Annotated in this window: 15 protein-coding genes, 1 other RNA gene and 2 pseudogenes; 10 read left to right on the top strand and 8 right to left on the bottom strand. The window is 49.8% G+C overall.

Translation table 11 applies throughout. The features are described 5' to 3' along the window. Positions 1-65: 65 nt before the first annotated feature. The 7 genes and pseudogenes from aroD to ydiK all read right to left on the bottom strand — a co-directional run bounded on the left by aroD (position 66) and on the right by ydiK (position 6,388). Positions 66-824, bottom strand: a complete 759-nt coding sequence (gene aroD, locus ACUU1I_RS13760; RefSeq protein WP_000860162.1) for a type I 3-dehydroquinate dehydratase — start codon at positions 822-824, stop codon at positions 66-68. Positions 825-854: 30 nt separating this feature from the next. Continuing rightward, a complete protein-coding gene (gene ydiB, locus ACUU1I_RS13755) occupies positions 855-1,721 on the bottom strand; it encodes a quinate/shikimate dehydrogenase (protein WP_000383469.1) in 867 nt (288 codons plus the stop codon). A gap of 11 nt (positions 1,722-1,732) precedes the next feature. Beyond that, positions 1,733-3,004: an MFS transporter gene (locus ACUU1I_RS13750; RefSeq protein WP_032157081.1), complete on the bottom strand. Its 1,272-nt coding sequence runs from the start codon at positions 3,002-3,004 to the stop codon at positions 1,733-1,735. A 182-nt stretch (positions 3,005-3,186) separates the two neighbouring features. Then, positions 3,187-4,391: pseudogene (locus ACUU1I_RS13745) on the bottom strand (MFS transporter). A gap of 99 nt (positions 4,392-4,490) precedes the next feature. Further along, positions 4,491-4,847, bottom strand: a pseudogene (locus ACUU1I_RS13740) (YdiL family protein). A gap of 135 nt (positions 4,848-4,982) precedes the next feature. Then, an RNA gene (gene rprA / locus ACUU1I_RS13735) (antisense sRNA RprA) lies at positions 4,983-5,090 on the bottom strand. Between the two features lie 185 nt (positions 5,091-5,275). After that, a complete protein-coding gene (ydiK, locus tag ACUU1I_RS13730) occupies positions 5,276-6,388 on the bottom strand; it encodes an AI-2E family transporter YdiK (protein ID WP_000248629.1) in 1,113 nt (370 codons plus the stop codon). A 388-nt stretch (positions 6,389-6,776) separates the two neighbouring features. Here ydiK and ydiJ point away from each other — a divergent pair, with 388 nt between their 5' ends. From ydiJ to ldtE, 10 genes are all read left to right on the top strand, one after another. Next, positions 6,777-9,833 (top strand): D-2-hydroxyglutarate dehydrogenase YdiJ, encoded by a 3,057-nt coding sequence (ydiJ, locus tag ACUU1I_RS13725; protein WP_000612935.1) that lies wholly within the window; start codon positions 6,777-6,779, stop codon positions 9,831-9,833. Further along, positions 9,830-10,240 carry a 1,4-dihydroxy-2-naphthoyl-CoA hydrolase gene (menI, locus tag ACUU1I_RS13720; protein ID WP_000637981.1) on the top strand — a complete coding sequence of 137 codons (411 nt, stop codon included), beginning with the start codon at positions 9,830-9,832 and terminating at the stop codon, positions 10,238-10,240. The genes ydiJ and menI overlap by 4 nt, the downstream gene beginning before the upstream one ends. Positions 10,241-10,339: 99 nt before the next feature. Beyond that, complete coding sequence (locus ACUU1I_RS13715; protein WP_001296104.1) at positions 10,340-10,528, top strand: YdiH family protein; 189 nt, start codon at positions 10,340-10,342, stop codon at positions 10,526-10,528. 547 nt (positions 10,529-11,075) lie between these two features. Then, positions 11,076-11,444, top strand: a complete 369-nt coding sequence (gene sufA / locus ACUU1I_RS13710; protein WP_000367162.1) for a Fe-S cluster assembly scaffold SufA — start codon at positions 11,076-11,078, stop codon at positions 11,442-11,444. An 8-nt stretch (positions 11,445-11,452) separates the two neighbouring features. Next, positions 11,453-12,940 (top strand): Fe-S cluster assembly protein SufB, encoded by a 1,488-nt coding sequence (gene sufB / locus ACUU1I_RS13705; RefSeq protein WP_000089364.1) that lies wholly within the window; start codon positions 11,453-11,455, stop codon positions 12,938-12,940. A gap of 9 nt (positions 12,941-12,949) precedes the next feature. Next, a complete protein-coding gene (gene sufC / locus ACUU1I_RS13700; RefSeq protein WP_000948869.1) occupies positions 12,950-13,696 on the top strand; it encodes a Fe-S cluster assembly ATPase SufC in 747 nt (248 codons plus the stop codon). Further along, positions 13,671-14,942, top strand: coding sequence for a Fe-S cluster assembly protein SufD (sufD, locus tag ACUU1I_RS13695; protein WP_000907988.1), 1,272 nt, complete (start codon positions 13,671-13,673; stop codon positions 14,940-14,942). Before sufC ends, sufD begins: the two co-directional genes overlap by 26 nt. Further along, a complete protein-coding gene (sufS, locus tag ACUU1I_RS13690) occupies positions 14,939-16,159 on the top strand; it encodes a cysteine desulfurase SufS (RefSeq protein ID WP_000144586.1) in 1,221 nt (406 codons plus the stop codon). Before sufD ends, sufS begins: the two co-directional genes overlap by 4 nt. 12 nt (positions 16,160-16,171) lie before the next feature. Next, positions 16,172-16,588 (top strand): cysteine desulfuration protein SufE, encoded by a 417-nt coding sequence (gene sufE / locus ACUU1I_RS13685; RefSeq protein ID WP_001196515.1) that lies wholly within the window; start codon positions 16,172-16,174, stop codon positions 16,586-16,588. A 148-nt stretch (positions 16,589-16,736) separates the two neighbouring features. Then, positions 16,737-17,741, top strand: a complete 1,005-nt coding sequence (gene ldtE, locus ACUU1I_RS13680; RefSeq protein WP_000817104.1) for a L,D-transpeptidase LdtE — start codon at positions 16,737-16,739, stop codon at positions 17,739-17,741. A gap of 63 nt (positions 17,742-17,804) precedes the next feature. Here the strand turns inward: ldtE and lpp are convergent, their stop codons facing one another. Beyond that, complete coding sequence (gene lpp / locus ACUU1I_RS13675) at positions 17,805-18,041, bottom strand: murein lipoprotein Lpp (protein ID WP_000648420.1); 237 nt, start codon at positions 18,039-18,041, stop codon at positions 17,805-17,807. Between the last annotated feature and the right edge of the window lie 225 nt (positions 18,042-18,266).

Below are 18,266 nucleotides of genomic sequence, written 5' to 3'. Positions count from 1 at the left end.
AAATACGGTTAAAAATACTTTTTTTATTTCGGCGGGGGAGGGTATTTCCGCCGAAATATTATTGCTTATGCCTGATGTAAAATAGTTAATACCGTGCGCAAATCATTTACCGAGATTTGCCCTGGCGCAGAGGCTTTTTTTACCGCACCAAAAGTTGCCGCCGAGCCAAATACTTCACCAGCCAGACGAGAAATTACGCCAGTTTTTGCCATCGACATCGTGATGATTGGACGATCGGCATACTGCTCTTGCATCTCCAGGGTCGCGGCAAGCAACGTCAGCACATCGCTGGTACTTTGCGGCATCAGCGCAATCTTAGGAATATCGGCGTCGAAGGACTGCATTTTGCGCAGACGGGCAATGATTTCTTCGGCTTCCGGCGTTTTATGGAAGTCATGGTTGGACATGACAACTTTCACATCATGCGCGTGGGCGTAGGCGACGGTTTCTTTGACCTGATCATCGCCGGTAAATAACTCCAGATCGATCATATCAACCAGGCCGCTGTCGATGGCTGCACGATTGAGAGCAATATAAGCCTCGGTGGAAATCGCCTGCTCGCCGCCTTCTTTGGCACTGCGGAAGGTAAACAGCAGCGGTTTTTCTGGCATGGTTTCACGGAGAATTTTTGCCGCCGCCATGACAGACTCCACATTGGAGAGGTCGGCAAAGTGGTCCACACGCCATTCCAGAATATCAAAGTCCGCTTCACGATAGGCGAGAGCTTCGGATTTCACGCGGGCGATATCTTTCGCCATCAGCGAGACGATGATTTTAGGTGCGCCCGCACCAATGACGAGATCTTTTACAGTTACGGTTTTCATTTTTTACCCTTTCTGCACGCGGTCAGCCTGTCAGGCACCGAACCCCATGACCTGTTTAACATATTCCAGAGGGAAATCTTTGCCAGTCCATAACGTGAACTGTTCAGCCCCTTGCCACAACAACATGCCGTATCCATCAATCGTTTTGCAACCAGCTTGTTGTGCCTGCTGCAATAACTTCGTCATATGCGGGTTATACACGCATTCAGTGACCAGCAGTCCCGGATGTAACAGACTGATATCATTAACCAATGATTCATTCTCAAGGGGTTTCATACCTACTTTTGTGCCATTGGTTAAAATGTCGGCGGAAGCCAGGGCTTCAGCAAAGGCTTGCTGATCGGCGAGATCGGTAACCGTGACGACACAATCGGTGTTTTCGTTAACCCGCTGCGCGAAGGCGAGGGCTTTATCGAAGAACTCATCCCGACGGTTAAAGAGTTTAATTTCTTTTAAACCTTCAATTGCCCCCTGCGCGCCAATCGCCGTTGAGGCACCTCCGGCCCCTAACAGCACCATCGTTTTGCCTTTGATATCAAAACCGCTCTCTTTAATGGCGCGAATATGGCCCGTGCCGTCGGTGTTATAGCCACGCAGATAGCCATCATCATTAACGATGGTGTTGATGGCACCCACCAGTTTGGCTGCTGGCGTTAATTCATCAACATATTCACACGCCAGTTGTTTGTTCGGCATCGACACACCAGTTCCGCGCATTTTGAGGGCTTTTAATCCTTCAATTGCTCCGGGAAAGCTATCGTTATCCACTTCGAAGGCCATATAGGTAAATGGCAATCCCGCTTTTTCTAAGGCTTTATTCTGCATTTCAGGCGATAAACTGTGGCGGATAGGATAAGCCATCAATCCAATCAATTCGTATTTTGCGGTAACATCCATAATTAACTCCTTTAACCTCTATGCTTAATTGTGTTTAACCGGGTGCTAAATTTGCGTTCGCCAAACCGCACATCATTCTCAGGAATAATAAAAACGCGGTAATAGCGGCTAAAAACAATAATTGCGGTAATCAGGGCCAGCAGCGCGAAAGTAAAATCGAGAACAATGATATATTGCAGGCCGATGTTCGACAGATAACCGGTAATCAGCGGAATAACAAAGTTAGCCAGTCCACCCATCATCATATAAATACTGGTGACTTTGGCTTTGCTTTTGGGGAAAAACTCTGACATGACCGAAACACCGAGCTGTAAAATGCCGCCAGCTGCTGAGAAACCGATAACAAAGGCGCCGGCATTACACACCAGTGGAGAAGGGTACAGGTAGATAATGGCAGCTGTTATTGTTGCCAGCGCAGAGTTAAATACATTAGCCCAGATGGGCCGGACCATTTTTTTCAGTAGTGCGGCAAAAATAAAGACACAGACCAACGAGCCCATACTGTAATAAGAGATGGTTTTTAATGCCTCAGCTTCTGACATACCAGCAAAAGCCATCGCATATTTGGGCATCCACACCACAATCACATAAAAGGTCGAGAATGCGGCTACACCGAACAGTACCGATGAAACACCTTCCAGCCAGACTAACGGTTTGCTGTTCATTTGCGGTAATTCATTAGCTACGCTGGCGTCCACCAACTGGCTGGGGAATTTGCTTTTCAACAGCATCAGCGTGATCAGTACAAACAGAATACCCGGAATAATCAGCCCATAGCCGTACCAGATATTATTGAGCAACATATAGCTCACCAGCATTGGGTAGAACATTTGCCCAAATGACACCATCGCTTTAACCAGTATGACCGCCGAACCAGAGGCTTTCGGAAAGCATTCCATGAGCGCGGGGTAGCCACCCGTATCCAGCGCTGAGTTAGCGATACCTACGCACACTGCCAGACCGTAGGCGAGAGTTAAATTCGGGCAAGCGGGAATACCAAAGAAGAATAGCAGATACATTATTACTGCCATTAATATCACCGCCCGACGACCAAACTTATCGGAGATCACACCGAAGAATAAAATACTGATCAATCGCCCCAAACCGATACCGGAAATTAAATAGGCAATGCCCGCGTTGTCAGTGGAAAACTTTTCTGCCAGAGATGTCATATTTTGGGCAAGCGTAATAACACTAATGCCGTGCAGGAAATAGCTGAAGTAAATACAAAGAACAGCCAGGATAAATGGCGTGCTGAAAGATAATTTCGTTACCGTACGTATTGTTCTCCGACGGTTTACATAATTACTATACTGAAGATGATTTTCCATGGGTACATGGCATAAAGTTTATGTTTCCAGGAATATTGCATGTCATAGTTTGTTTTTGATCGCGATTTTCCTTAGTTAGCGCAGAAAGAGTTATTTATCCGTAAGATCTTGCATGACCTGAAAAGAATATTGCATTACCCACCCGGAGCGACATTTTCCTTTAGCGAGTGATGCCGCGTTTTTTTGCGGCTGCGTAAGCCGATAAACAGTGCCAGTAAAAAACCGATGGCAGTATCGAACCACATAATATCGGCAATACTTCTTTGGGACAGATGAGCCGTAATCAACGGAATAGTAAAGGTCGCAATACTGCCCGCACTGTAATAGATCCCTGTAGCTTTACCTTTAGCGTAAGGGAAACGTTCAGCTATTAACGTCAGGCCAATTTGCACAACACCTCCAGCAGAGGTAAAACCAATGACAAAAGCAAATATTATCACCACATAAAATGTGGGATGCAGGCAGACGGTAAACAGAGCAATAAATGAGATAAAGGTGTACAGCATCAGTAATGTTGTTGGGCGAACGGTATTACGAATGAGTGGAGCGGTAATAAATACACAAAGCAGCGAACCCACGGTGTAGATACTGAGTAGTTTGATCGACATAGTGTATGACATGCCTGCAACAAATTGTCCGTACTGTGCCAGCCACTGGCTAACCAGATAAAACGTTGCCATTGAGATATAGCCATATAAGGTATAACTGGCTAAATCGATAATTGAACAGCGATGTTCCGTAGAGCTGGTGGTTTTCTTTATGACAGGTAAGCGACGACCCGGATGGGGTGGGAACGTACAACGGTATAAAAACAGAGCGTTAATAAACATAATGCCTGCAGCAATCATAAAGGACCAACCGAACCACAGTTCAGCCCACACTAACAGGCTAATGATTAGCGGTAATAAAAATTGTCCGCTGGAAACAAATGCTTTAATTAAAATATTGGCTGTCCCAGGTGAGCGTGGAAAAGCTTCCATCAAACTGGGATAAGTGCCTGCATCGAGAAAACTGTTTGCCATTCCCGCCAGAAAGCCAAAAACATAAGCGATAATGATGTTATTGGTCTGCAGGATGCCAAAAAAGAAGGCCATATAGCAGCACATTCCGAGCATGATAAAAGGGCGGCGACCAAAGCGATCGGATAATAATCCTGCAAAAAGCAAGACACTTAATCGACCAATGCCCAGCGATGAGATAACTATCGAGACACCCGCGGCATTAGTCTGACAAAGTGTCTCCAGCGAGGCCATATTCAGGCTCATCAAAATGACGCCCATACCATGCACCAGGTAATAAAATACAACCCAAGTGCGGTAGGGTAATAGGGATTTTTCATAGGTTCTACTTAGCAAAGGTGCTTTAAAAAGTGTAGCGATGTTGTGTCAGTATCCATTCATTATTGTTGTAACAACGACAATTCCTTTCTGTGGAAAAATTAACAAAGCCGCTCCAGATCGTGTGCATATAATTCAGCGGCTACCGATTGATAGATCTTCCAGTCAATAAAATTGCCATCAGGGTAGACTTGTTGAAACGCGGTTAAGTCGGGGAAAAAACGCATGGTGTTGTTGCCGATGCGGTTATTTATTTTCTCTATGATGGCATGAAGATGTTTTTTTCGTTACTGACGCATAGCCAACAGTTGCTCGACTACACAATCAGGAATGGCGCATTTGCCATTTTCCCACTGACGCCAGCTTTCACTGTCACCGGTCTGGGCAATCCAGGTCGCGCATTCATCAATAGTCATGGCAAAAATATGGCGGAGTGCCTGGAGTTCATAAGCGTTCATCGTGTAATGGCTGCATGAAATAAACAATAAAATATAAATAACATTATCAGCCTGCTGACGGCTTGAAGAGAGTCACAGTATCTTGTGCAACATTATTGGAAAGAGTGAGGGGCGAGGTAGCGAAGCGGAAAAATGTTAAAAAAAAGCCCATCGTGGGAGATGGGCAAAGACTACACACAGCAATTCGTTGTTTCACTCAGGGGATTTCCATGCTTATAAATCAATATGTTGATTTATAACCGTGAGCTAATAGTAGGCATACGGACTTTTTGCGTCGATCAGATTCGTCTCATTAGTTTAAAAACTGTAAAGAATTTGCGACAGGTACTACCAGCTGAATGGCGGTAAGCAGGAAAATATGGGGAAGAGCAAGCAAATATCAATTAGCGGTGATTAACAATCAGGCGGCAGAGCCGCCTGATGAGAAATTACTTATTCGGTTTCTCGATTTCGCCAAGTTCTTCGAGAATTTCTTCCGGTTGGTCCGTCGGCGGCGGGACTTCTTCCACCCACGCGGCAAACAGACGCCAGGAAACGGCTAACAGAACCGGACCAATAAACAGACCGATCATCCCGAAAGCAATCAAACCACCAATAACGCCAGAGAGGATCAGGATCAGCGGTAAATCGGCACCCATGCGAATTAACATTGGGCGGATGACGTTATCCAGCGTGCCAACCACACCGCTCCACACTAACAATACCGTTCCCCAGGTGGTATCGCCGGTCCAGTAGAGCCAGATAATCGCCGGAATCAGTACCGGCAACGGGCCAAGCTGGACAAGGCAGGAGAGGATCATTAACACCGTTAGCAGCGTTGCATAAGGTACGCCGGATACGGCGAGGCCGATACCGCCAAGCACTGCCTGTACTAACGCCGTCACCACCACACCCAGCGCCACCGCGAGGATAGCCTGTGCCGCCAGCAGCACGGCGGCATCTCCGCGAACGCCTGCCAGACGGGTTGCAAAATGGCGAATGCCTTGTGCCACCTGTTCACCGCGCCAGTACAGCAGGGCACTGAAGAGAAGCATCAGCGCACAATGCACCATAAAGCGCCCGATATGCGCCGCCTGCCCAACGAACCAAGTGGTGGTGGTGCCAATATAAGGGCGGACTTTCGCCATGATCGCCGTACCCCCCATATCCAGCAAGTTGTGCCAGCCTGCATACAGCTTCGCGCCAATCACCGGAATGGTATTAAGCCACGCCAGATCGGGTAACGTCATGTCGCCGCTGGAAATGGCTTTAATTAGCGGGCCGCTGCCGTCGACGATACTGTTAACCAGCAAAGCAATAGGGATGATAAACACCATCACTAATAACAGCGTCATCACCAGAACGGCGAGAGAGCGGCGGCCAAACATGATCTTTTGCAAACGTAACAATACCGGCCAGGTGGCGATAACCACCGTACCGGCCCATGCAAAGCCGAGAATAAAGGGTTGAACAATCCACAGACATGCCACAATCATGATGGCTAAAAACAGCACCGAAAGCAGAATTTGTGCGACATCCCTGGGCTGACGAACATTTACCATAACTACTTTTCACCTTTTTTGTGCGTCAAATCGTCGACGCGACGTGGACACGCGAAACTCACCTGCATAATGATGAGCAATTTCAGCGGTTTTTAACAGGCCGATTCTGTCCTTAATTCTGATGGGCGTGTTAGAAAAAAATGTGGTACAACAACTCAGGCAACACGCAAACGATTTACTCGTCGTATTTCAAGTTGCATGTGCTGCGGCTACGTTCGTTCACCCCAGTCACTTACTATTGTAAGCTCCTGGAGTTCACTCGCTTGCCGCCTTCCTGCAACTCGAAATCCATAGAGTAAATAAACATCACCTTTCAGTGCGCTATTGCAGCCGCCTGAAAGAATAGTGTATCGACCTACATCACAGACCGCAGGAAAGGGTCAATATAATGATTCCACAGATTTCCCAGGCACCCGGCGTCGTTCAACTGGTGCTTAATTTTTTGCAAGAGCTGGAGCAACAAGGTTTTACCGGCGATGCGGCGACAAGTTATGCCGATCGTCTGACAATGTCGACCGACAACAGTATTTACCAACTTCTCCCCGATGCGGTGGTATTTCCGCGTTCAACCGCAGATGTGGTGCTGATCGCCCGTCTTGCCGCGCAGGAACGCTATTCATCGCTGATCTTTACCCCCCGCGGCGGCGGCACCGGCACTAACGGTCAGGCGCTCAACCAGGGGATTATTGTTGATATGTCCCGCCATATGAACCGCATCATCGAAATTAACCCTGAAGAGGGCTGGGTGCGCGTTGAGGCCGGGGTGATAAAAGACCAACTCAATCAGTACCTGAAACCGTTCGGCTACTTTTTTGCGCCGGAACTTTCGACCAGCAACCGGGCAACGCTCGGTGGGATGATCAATACCGATGCATCCGGTCAGGGATCGCTGGTCTATGGCAAAACGTCAGATCACGTACTTGGCGTACGCGCGGTGTTGTTGGGGGGCGATATTCTCGATACGCAACCTTTACCCGTCGAGCTGGCGGAAACGCTGGGTAAATCCAATACCACAATCGGGCGAATTTATAACACGGTTTATCAACGTTGCCGTCAGCAACGCCAGTTAATCATCGACAACTTCCCCAAACTTAACCGCTTTCTTACCGGTTACGATCTGCGTCATGTCTTTAACGATGAGATGACCGAGTTCGACCTGACGCGCATTCTGACGGGTTCAGAAGGGACGCTGGCCTTTATTACCGAAGCGCGGCTGGATATTACGCGCTTGCCTAAAGTGCGCCGTCTGGTGAATGTCAAATATGACTCTTTTGACTCTGCGCTGCGTAACGCGCCGTTTATGGTTGAGGCGCGGGCGCTTTCGGTAGAGACGGTGGACTCAAAAGTGCTGAATCTGGCGCGGGAAGATATTGTCTGGCATTCCGTCAGCGAGTTGATTACCGATGTGCCTGACAAAGAGATGCTCGGACTGAACATTGTGGAATTTGCTGGTGATGATGAGGCGCTGATTGACGAGCGAGTTAATGCACTCTGTGTGCGGCTTGATGAGCTGATTGCTAGCCAACAGGCAGGTGTGATTGGCTGGCAGGTGTGCCGCGAGCTGGCGGGGGTTGAACGTATCTATGCGATGCGCAAAAAAGCCGTTGGTCTGCTTGGCAATGCCAAAGGTGCCGCTAAGCCAATTCCGTTTGCTGAGGATACCTGCGTACCGCCGGAACATCTGGCCGATTATATTGCTGAATTTCGCGCGCTGCTCGACAGCCACGGCTTAAGCTACGGTATGTTCGGTCACGTCGACGCAGGTGTCTTGCACGTCCGTCCGGCACTGGATATGTGCGATCCGCAACAAGAGATTTTGATGAAGCAAATCTCTGATGACGTGGTGGCGCTGACTGCGAAATACGGTGGTTTGTTGTGGGGCGAGCACGGCAAAGGTTTTCGCGCTGAATACAGCCCGGCGTTTTTCGGTGAGGAACTTTTTGCAGAACTGCGCAAAGTGAAAGCGGCATTTGACCCGCATAACCGACTCAACCCAGGGAAGATTTGCCCGCCAGAAGGTCTCGATGCGCCGATGATGAAAGTGGACGCGGTGAAGCGCGGTACATTCGATCGGCAGATCCCCATTGCGGTACGCCAGCAGTGGCGCGGTGCGATGGAGTGTAACGGCAACGGTTTATGCTTCAACTTTGATGCCCGTAGTCCGATGTGTCCGTCGATGAAGATCACCCAGAACCGGATTCATTCACCGAAAGGGCGCGCAACGCTGGTGCGTGAATGGCTGCGCTTGTTGGCGGATCGCGGCGTTGACCCACTCAAACTGGAACAAGAACTGCCTGAATCCGGCGTCAGTTTGCGGACGTTAATTGCCCGCACGCGCAATAGCTGGCATGCGAATAAAGGCGAATATGACTTCTCACACGAAGTCAAAGAGGCGATGTCGGGCTGTCTGGCCTGTAAAGCTTGTTCGACCCAGTGCCCCATCAAAATTGATGTGCCGGAGTTTCGCTCTCGTTTTCTGCAGCTCTATCACACCCGTTATTTACGCCCGCTTCGCGACCACCTCGTTGCTACGGTCGAGAGCTACGCACCGCTGATGGCACGCGCGCCGAAAACCTTTAACTTCTTCATTAACCAGCCGCTGGTGCGCAAACTCTCGGAAAAACATATCGGCATGGTTGATTTGCCACTGCTGTCGGTCCCCTCGCTACAACAACAAATGGTGGGGCATCGCTCGGCAAACATGACGCTGGAACAGCTTGAAGCTCTCAATGCAGAGCAGAAAGCGCGCACGGTGTTGGTGGTGCAGGACCCCTTTACCAGCTATTACGATGCGCAAGTGGTGGCGGATTTTGTCCGTCTGGTTGAAAAATTAGGTTTCCAGCCTGTGTTACTGCCATTTTCGCCAAATGGCAAAGCCCAGCATATCAAAGGCTTTCTTAATCGTTTTGCGAAGACGGCGAAAAAGACGGCGGATTTCCTCAACCGTATGGCTAAGCTTGGGATGCCAATGGTGGGCGTCGATCCGGCGCTGGTACTTTGTTATCGCGATGAATATAAACTGGCGCTGGGCGAGGAACGTGGCGAGTTTAACGTCTTACTTGCGAATGAATGGCTGGCAAGCGCACTTGAGTCACATCCAGTGGCTACAGTCAGCGGTGAATCATGGTATTTCTTTGGTCACTGTACCGAGGTTACCGCTTTGCCGGGCGCGCCAGCACAATGGGCCGCGATATTTGCCCGTTTTGGCGCGAAACTGGAAAATGTCAGCGTGGGTTGCTGCGGCATGGCAGGGACTTACGGACATGAAGCGAAAAACCATGAAAATTCGCTCGGGATCTATGAGTTATCCTGGCATCAGGCTATGCAGCGACTGCCGCGTAACCGCTGTCTGGCGACCGGATATTCCTGCCGTAGCCAGGTAAAACGGGTTGAAGGCACGGGGGTACGCCATCCTGTGCAGGCTTTACTGGAGATTATTAAATGATATGGAAACGGAAAATCACCCTGGAAGCACTGAATGCTATGGGTGAAGGAAACATGGTGGGGTTCCTGGATATTCGCTTTGAACATATTGGTGATGACACCCTTGAAGCGACAATGCCAGTAGACTCGCGGACAAAGCAGCCTTTCGGGTTGCTGCATGGAGGAGCATCCGTGGTACTGGCCGAAAGTATCGGTTCCGTTGCCGGTTATTTATGTACCGAAGGTGAGCAAAAAGTGGTTGGTCTGGAAATCAATGCTAATCACGTCCGCTCGGCACGAGAAGGGCGGGTGCGCGGCATATGTAAACCGTTGCATCTCGGTTCGCGTCACCAGGTCTGGCAGATTGAAATCTTCGATGAGAAAGGGCGTTTGTGCTGTTCGTCACGATTGACGACCGCCATTTTGTGACGTTGTCACCAGAAAAGTGTGACGCATATTGCTTTTGGTCATTATCTGCACAGTAAACGGTGGTATACTGTGCAGGTCTTGTCTAAAAGCGAGGATGCTATGTCTACTCAACTTGATCCCACCCAGCTGGCCATTGAATTTTTACGCCGTGACCAGAGCAATCTTTCACCTGCCCAATATCTCAAACGTCTGAAACAACTAGAACTTGAATTTGCTGACCTGCTTACTCTCTCTTCTGCTGAATTAAAAGAAGAAATCTACTTTGCCTGGCGTCTGGGCGTGCATTGATCCTGACTTAATGCCGCAAGTTCGCCAAATCGACCTGGATTAACCTCCGTCCAGGTTCGATGACCTTCTTAATACTGCTTATCTACCGCCTGATATTGTTCAAAAATAATACTAATCGCAGTTTGTGTTAAAACGGCGGGTTAGCTTTATGAGATTATTCTTATCGCCCCTTCAAGAGCTAAGCCACTGAGAGTGCCGGAGATAAGCGCCGGATGGGGTAGAAACCCTTAAGCCTGTGTCGCACAGACTTAAGGGTTTTCTTATTTCTGAACGCTGCACTTTTTTACCTATCTCTTAAATAGTCATTTTCAATACAACTTTTTCTTTTTCATCACAGCCTTAATGCTCCTTAGATAATAACCATTATCTAACAATGAGATACCTAATTCTTAGCGTGCCTGTTAACCCACACATCAGGGGCTATGCTTATTAAAAGCAGGCAAAAAGCATGTTTTACGGTAAAGCCCCTGCGTTTGCTGGGTTGAACTGATAATCATTATCACTAACATGCTGTTATACGCTGAAAGCGATGAAGTGAGGTAAATAGATGGACATGCATTCAGGAACCTTTAACCCACAGGATTTCGCCTGGCAAGGCTTAACGCTGACACCCGCAGCGGCGATACACATCCGCGAGCTGGTGGCAAAGCAGCCAGGTATGGTCGGCGTGCGCTTAGGTGTGAAGCAAACGGGCTGCGCGGGCTTTGGCTATGTGCTCGACAGTGTTAGCGAGCCGGACAAAGACGATCTGCTGTTTGAACACGACGGCGCGAAGCTGTTTGTCCCGCTGCAATCGATGCCGTTTATTGATGGCACGGAAATCGATTTCGTTCGTGAAGGACTTAATCAGATATTCAAATTTCACAACCCTAAAGCCCAGAATGAATGTGGCTGTGGCGAAAGCTTTAGGGTATAGGCGGTACTATGTCTCGTAATACTGAAGCAACTGACGATGTCAAAACCTGGACCGGCGGCCCGCTGAATTATAAAGAAGGATTCTTCACCCAGTTAGCCACCGATGAGCTGGCAAAGGGGATAAACGAAGAGGTGGTGCGCGCAATTTCGGCGAAGCGTAATGAGCCGGAGTGGATGCTGGAGTTTCGTCTAAACGCCTATCGCGCATGGCTGGAGATGGAAGAACCGCACTGGTTGAAAGCGCACTACGACAAGCTGAATTATCAGGATTACAGCTACTACTCAGCACCATCGTGCGGTAATTGTGACGACACTTGCGCGTCTGAACCTGGCGCGGTGCAGCAAACTGGCGCGAACGCCTTTTTAAGTAAAGAGGTGGAGGCGGCGTTTGAGCAGTTGGGCGTTCCCGTGCGGGAAGGCAAAGAGGTGGCGGTGGATGCCATTTTCGACTCTGTTTCGGTTGCCACCACTTATCGCGAAAAACTGGCGGAGCAGGGAATTATTTTCTGTTCCTTTGGTGAGGCGATCCACGATCACCCGGAACTGGTGCGTAAATATCTCGGCACCGTGGTGCCGGGGAATGACAACTTCTTTGCAGCACTTAATGCGGCGGTAGCCTCTGACGGTACGTTTATTTATGTGCCTAAAGGCGTGCGCTGCCCGATGGAACTTTCCACCTATTTTCGCATTAACGCGGAAAAAACCGGGCAGTTTGAGCGCACAATTCTGGTGGCCGACGAAGACAGCTACGTCAGCTACATTGAAGGCTGTTCCGCTCCGGTGCGTGACAGCTATCAGTTGCACGCGGCAGTGGTGGAAGTCATCATCCATAAAAACGCCGAGGTGAAATATTCCACGGTACAAAACTGGTTCCCTGGCGATAACAACACCGGCGGTATTCTCAACTTCGTCACCAAGCGTGCTTTGTGCGAAGGCGAAAACAGCAAAATGTCATGGACGCAATCAGAAACCGGGTCAGCGATTACGTGGAAATATCCCAGCTGCATTTTGCGCGGCGATAACTCCATTGGTGAGTTTTACTCAGTGGCGCTGACCAGCGGTCATCAGCAAGCGGATACCGGCACCAAGATGATCCACATCGGTAAAAACACCAAATCGACCATTATCTCGAAAGGGATCTCTGCCGGACATAGTCAGAACAGTTATCGCGGCTTAGTGAAAATCATGCCGACGGCAACCAATGCGCGCAATTTCACTCAGTGCGACTCAATGCTGATTGGCGCTAATTGTGGGGCGCATACCTTCCCGTATGTCGAATGTCGCAATAACAGCGCACAACTGGAGCACGAGGCAACGACATCACGTATTGGTGAAGATCAACTGTTTTACTGCCTGCAACGCGGGATCAGCGAAGAAGACGCCATCTCGATGATTGTTAACGGTTTCTGCAAAGACGTGTTCTCAGAACTGCCGCTGGAATTTGCCGTTGAAGCACAAAAACTCCTCGCCATCAGTCTTGAACACAGCGTCGGATAAGGAATAAACATGTTAAGTATTAAAGATTTACACGTCAGCGTGGAAGATAAAGCTATCCTGCGTGGATTAAGCCTCGACGTTCGTCCCGGCGAAGTTCACGCCATTATGGGGCCAAACGGTTCGGGCAAAAGTACTTTATCGGCAACGCTTGCCGGGCGCGAAGATTATGAAGTGACGGGCGGCACGGTTGAGTTCAAAGGCAAAGATTTGCTTGCACTGTCGCCGGAAGATCGTGCAGGCGAAGGCATCTTTATGGCCTTCCAGTATCCGGTGGAGATTCCAGGCGTCAGTAACCAGTTTTTCCTGCAAACGGCACTTAATGCAGTGCGCAGCTATCGCGGCCAGGAAACGCACGACCGCTTTGATTTTCAGGATTTGATGGAAGAGAAAATCGCTCTCCTGAAGATGCCGGAAGATTTATTAACCCGTTCGGTAAACGTTGGTTTTTCCGGCGGCGAGAAAAAGCGCAACGATATTTTGCAAATGGCGGTGCTGGAACCGGAGTTATGCATTCTTGATGAGTCGGACTCCGGGCTGGATATTGACGCATTAAAAGTGGTCGCCGATGGCGTGAACTCGCTGCGTGATGGCAAGCGCTCATTCATCATTGTTACGCACTACCAACGCATTCTCGACTACATCAAGCCTGATTACGTTCATGTGCTATATCAGGGACGAATTGTGAAATCCGGCGATTTCACGTTGGTCAAACAACTGGAGGAGCAGGGTTATGGCTGGCTTACCGAACAGCAGTAATGCGCTGCAACAGTGGCATCACTTGTTTGAAGCTGAAGGGACAAAACGCTCACCGCAAGCACAGCAGCATTTACAACAATTGCTGCGTACCGGACTGCCGACACGTAAACATGAAAACTGGAAATATACGCCGCTGGAAGGGCTGACCAATAGTCAGTTTGTCAGCATTGCGGGAGATATATCCCCACAGCAGCGTGATGCCTTAGCGTTAACGTTAGACGCCGTGCGGCTGGTGTTTGTCGATGGACGTTACGTGCCCGCGCTGAGCGATGCAATTGAAGGCAGCGGATATGAAGTGAGCATTAACGACGACCGTCAGGGGTTACCCGACGCTATTCAGGCGGAAGTGTTTCTGCATTTGACGGAAAGCCTGGCACAAAGCGTGACGCATATCGCCGTGAAGCGCGGTCAACGGCCGGCAAAGCCATTGCTGTTAATGCATATCACCCAGGGCGTGGCAGGTGAAGAGGTGAACACTGCCCATTACCGGCATCATCTGGATCTGGCGGAAGGTGCCGAAGCAACGGTGATCGAACATTTTGTCAGCCTTAATGATGCTCGTCATTTTACCGGGGCACGGTTCACTATCAATGTCGCAGCGAACGCCCACTTGCAGCATATCAAGCTGGCGTTTGAAAACCCGGTCAGTCACCACTTTGCCCATAACGATTTGTTGCTGGCTGACGATGCCACCGCATTTAGCCATAGTTTCCTGCTGGGTGGCGCAGTGTTACGACACAACACCAGTACGCAACTCAATGGCGAAAACAGCACGCTGCGGATCAATAGCCTGGCGATGCCGGTGAAAAACGAGGTGTGTGATACCCGTACCTGGCTGGAACACAATAAAGGTTTTTGTAACAGCCGACAGTTGCACAAAACTATCGTCAGCGACAAAGGCCGCGCGGTATTTAACGGTTTGATCAACGTCGCGCAGCACGCCATCAAAACGGATGGTCAGATGACCAACAATAATCTGCTGATGGGCAAACTGGCGGAAGTGGATACAAAACCGCAGCTGGAAATCTATGCAGATGATGTGAAATGCAGCCACGGCGCGACGGTGGGGCGTATTGATGATGAACAGATGTTCTATCTGCGCTCGCGCGGGATCAATCAGCAGGATGCCCAGCAGATGATCATTTACGCCTTTGCTGCCGAACTGACGGAAGCACTGCGTGATGAGGGGCTTAAACAGCAGGTGCTGGCCCGAATCGGTCAACGGCTGCCAGGAGGTGCAAGATGACTTTTTCCGTCGACAAAGTGCGGGCCGACTTTCCGGTGCTTTCGCGTGAGGTAAACGGTTTGCCGCTGGCTTATCTCGACAGCGCCGCCAGTGCACAGAAACCGAGCCAGGTGATTGACGCCGAGGCCGAGTTTTATCGTCATGGCTACGCGGCGGTGCATCGCGGTATTCATACCTTAAGCGCCCAGGCGACCGAGAAAATGGAGAACGTGCGCAAGCGGGCATCGCTGTTTATTAATGCCCGTTCGGCGGAAGAGCTGGTGTTCGTCCGCGGCACGACGGAAGGGATCAATCTGGTCGCCAATAGCTGGGGCAACAGCAATGTGCGGGCGGGCGATAACATCATCATCAGTCAGATGGAGCACCACGCTAACATTGTCCCCTGGCAGATGCTTTGCGCACGCGTTGGCGCAGAGCTGCGTGTGATCCCTCTCAACCCCGACGGTACGCTGCAACTGGAGACGCTGCCTACGCTGTTTGATGAGAAAACTCGCCTGCTGGCAATTACTCATGTCTCCAACGTGCTTGGCACAGAAAATCCACTGGCGGAAATGATCACGCTTGCGCACCAGCATGGCGCAAAAGTGCTGGTGGATGGCGCTCAGGCGGTGATGCATCATCCGGTGGATGTTCAGGCGCAGGGTTGCGACTTTTACGTGTTCTCCGGGCATAAACTGTATGGCCCCACCGGAATTGGCATTCTTTATGTGAAAGAAGCCTTGTTGCAGGAGATGCCGCCGTGGGAAGGGGGCGGTTCTATGATCGCCACCGTCAGCCTGAGTGAAGGCACTACCTGGACCAAAGCACCATGGCGGTTTGAAGCCGGTACACCCAATACCGGGGGCATCATTGGTCTTGGCGCGGCGCTGGAGTATGTTTCGGCGCTGGGGCTTAATAGCATAGCCGAGTATGAACAGAATCTGATGCATTATGCGCTATCACAGCTGGAATCTGTACCGGATCTCACTCTCTATGGCCAACAAAACAGGCTTGGCGTTATTGCTTTTAATCTCGGTAAACACCACGCCTATGATGTTGGCAGTTTTCTCGATAATTACGGCATTGCTGTGCGTACCGGACATCACTGCGCTATGCCATTAATGGCCTATTACAACGTCCCTGCGATGTGTCGGGCGTCGCTGGCCATGTATAACACCCATGAAGAAGTGGATCGTCTGGTGACCGGCCTGCAACGTATTCACCGTCTGCTGGGATAACAGGGAGGCACTATGGCTTTATTGCCGGATAAAGAAAAATTGCTGCGTAATTTTTTACGCTGCGCCAACTGGGAAGAGAAATATCTCTACATTATTGAGCTGGGCCAGCGTCTGCCAGAATTACGCGCCGAAGACGGAAGCCCACAAAATAGCATTCAGGGCTGCCAGAGTCAGGTGTGGATTGTCATGCGCCAGAATGCGCAGGGAATTATTGAATTGCAGGGCGACAGCGATGCGGCGATTGTGAAAGGGCTTATTGCGGTCGTCTTTATTCTCTACGATCAGATGACGCCGCAGGATATTGTCAATTTCGATGTGCGTCCGTGGTTTGAAAAAATGGCGCTCACCCAACATCTCACCCCATCTCGTTCACAAGGTCTGGAAGCGATGATTCGCGCAATTCGCGCCAAAGCCGCTGCACTTAGCTAAACTAAAGGGACAGCTTTCATCCGGTTGGCTCACATTGCCGGATGGTCAATGTTTACACTGACCTGCACAGGAGTGTTTTGGTTTCAGGTGAACATAAGCACCATCCGACGTTTCAGCGTGAGTCTCCGGCAAATACAGGAGGTTTACAATGAAACGCGCGTCTTTGCTTACACTCACGCTTATCGGCGCTTTTAGCGCCATCCAGGCTGCCTGGGCGGTTGATTATCCGCTACCACCAACCGGAAGCCGACTGGTTGGGCAAAATCAAACGTATACGGTGCAAGAAGGGGATAAAAACCTTCAGGCTATTGCCCGACGTTTTGATACTGCGGCAATGTTGATCCTTGAAGCCAATAACACTATCGCCCCGGTGCCAAAACCTGGTACGACGATAACTATTCCTTCACAACTGTTATTACCTGATGCACCGCGTCAGGGGATTATCGTTAACCTTGCAGAGCTGCGCCTTTATTATTATCCGCCGGGAGAAAATATTGTGCAGGTTTATCCAATAGGTATTGGATTGCAGGGGCTGGAAACGCCGGTGATGGAAACGCGTGTTGGGCAGAAAATCCCTAACCCAACCTGGACGCCTACGGCAGGCATTCGTCAGCGTTCGCTGGAGCGTGGCATTAAATTACCGCCAGTCGTTCCTGCCGGACCAAATAACCCGCTAGGACGTTACGCACTGCGCCTCGCGCATGGTAATGGCGAATACCTCATTCATGGCACCAGTGCGCCGGACAGCGTTGGTTTGCGCGTCAGTTCAGGGTGTATTCGCATGAATGCACCGGATATTAAAGCCTTGTTCTCCAGCGTGCGGACGGGAACGCCGGTGAAAGTGATCAACGAACCGGTGAAATATTCCGTGGAACCTAACGGGATGCGTTATGTTGAAGTACATCGACCACTATCAGCAGAAGAACAGCAAAACGTTCAGACAATGCCATACACACTGCCAGCAGGCTTTACGCAATTTAAAGACAATAAGGCTGTAGATCAGAAGTTAGTCGATAAAGCGTTGTATCGTCGGGCAGGGTATCCGGTTTCGGTGAGCAGTGGAGCAACTCCCGCAGCCAGCAATGCGCCTTCAGTAGAGTCAGCGCAGAATGGTGAACCAGAGCAAGGGAATATGTTACGCGCGACGCAGTAGTGGTAAATAGCAGACAAAAAAAATGGCGCACAATGTGCGCCATTTTTCACTTCACAGGTACTATTACTTGCGGTATTTAGTAGCCATGTTGTCCAGACGCTGGTTAGCACGAGCTGCGTCATCTTTAGCAGCCTGAACGTCGGAACGCATTGCGTTCACGTCGTTGCTCAGCTGGTCAACTTTAGCGTTCAGAGTCTGAACGTCAGAAGACAGCTGATCGATTTTAGCGTTGCTGGAGCAACCTGCCAGCAGAGTAGAACCCAGGATTACCGCGCCCAGTACCAGTTTAGTAGCTTTCATTATTAATACCCTCTAGATTGAGTTAATCTCCATGTAGCGTTACAAGTATTACACAAAGTTTTTTATGTTGAGAATATTTTTTTGATGGGAAGGCACTTATTTTTGATCGTTCGCTCAAAGAAGCATCGAACGCTGGGTTTTAGATAAAAAAATTGAGAGAAAACAGGATGCTTCCATCGGATTCATCTTAAATAAAGTGAGATTATATAGTGAAATCCGATTTGA

The sequence above is a fragment of the Shigella sp. SIG3 genome (assembly GCF_053555855.1).
Note: the sequence above shows the minus strand (reverse complement) of the source record. Positions and strands in the feature narration are given on the sequence as shown.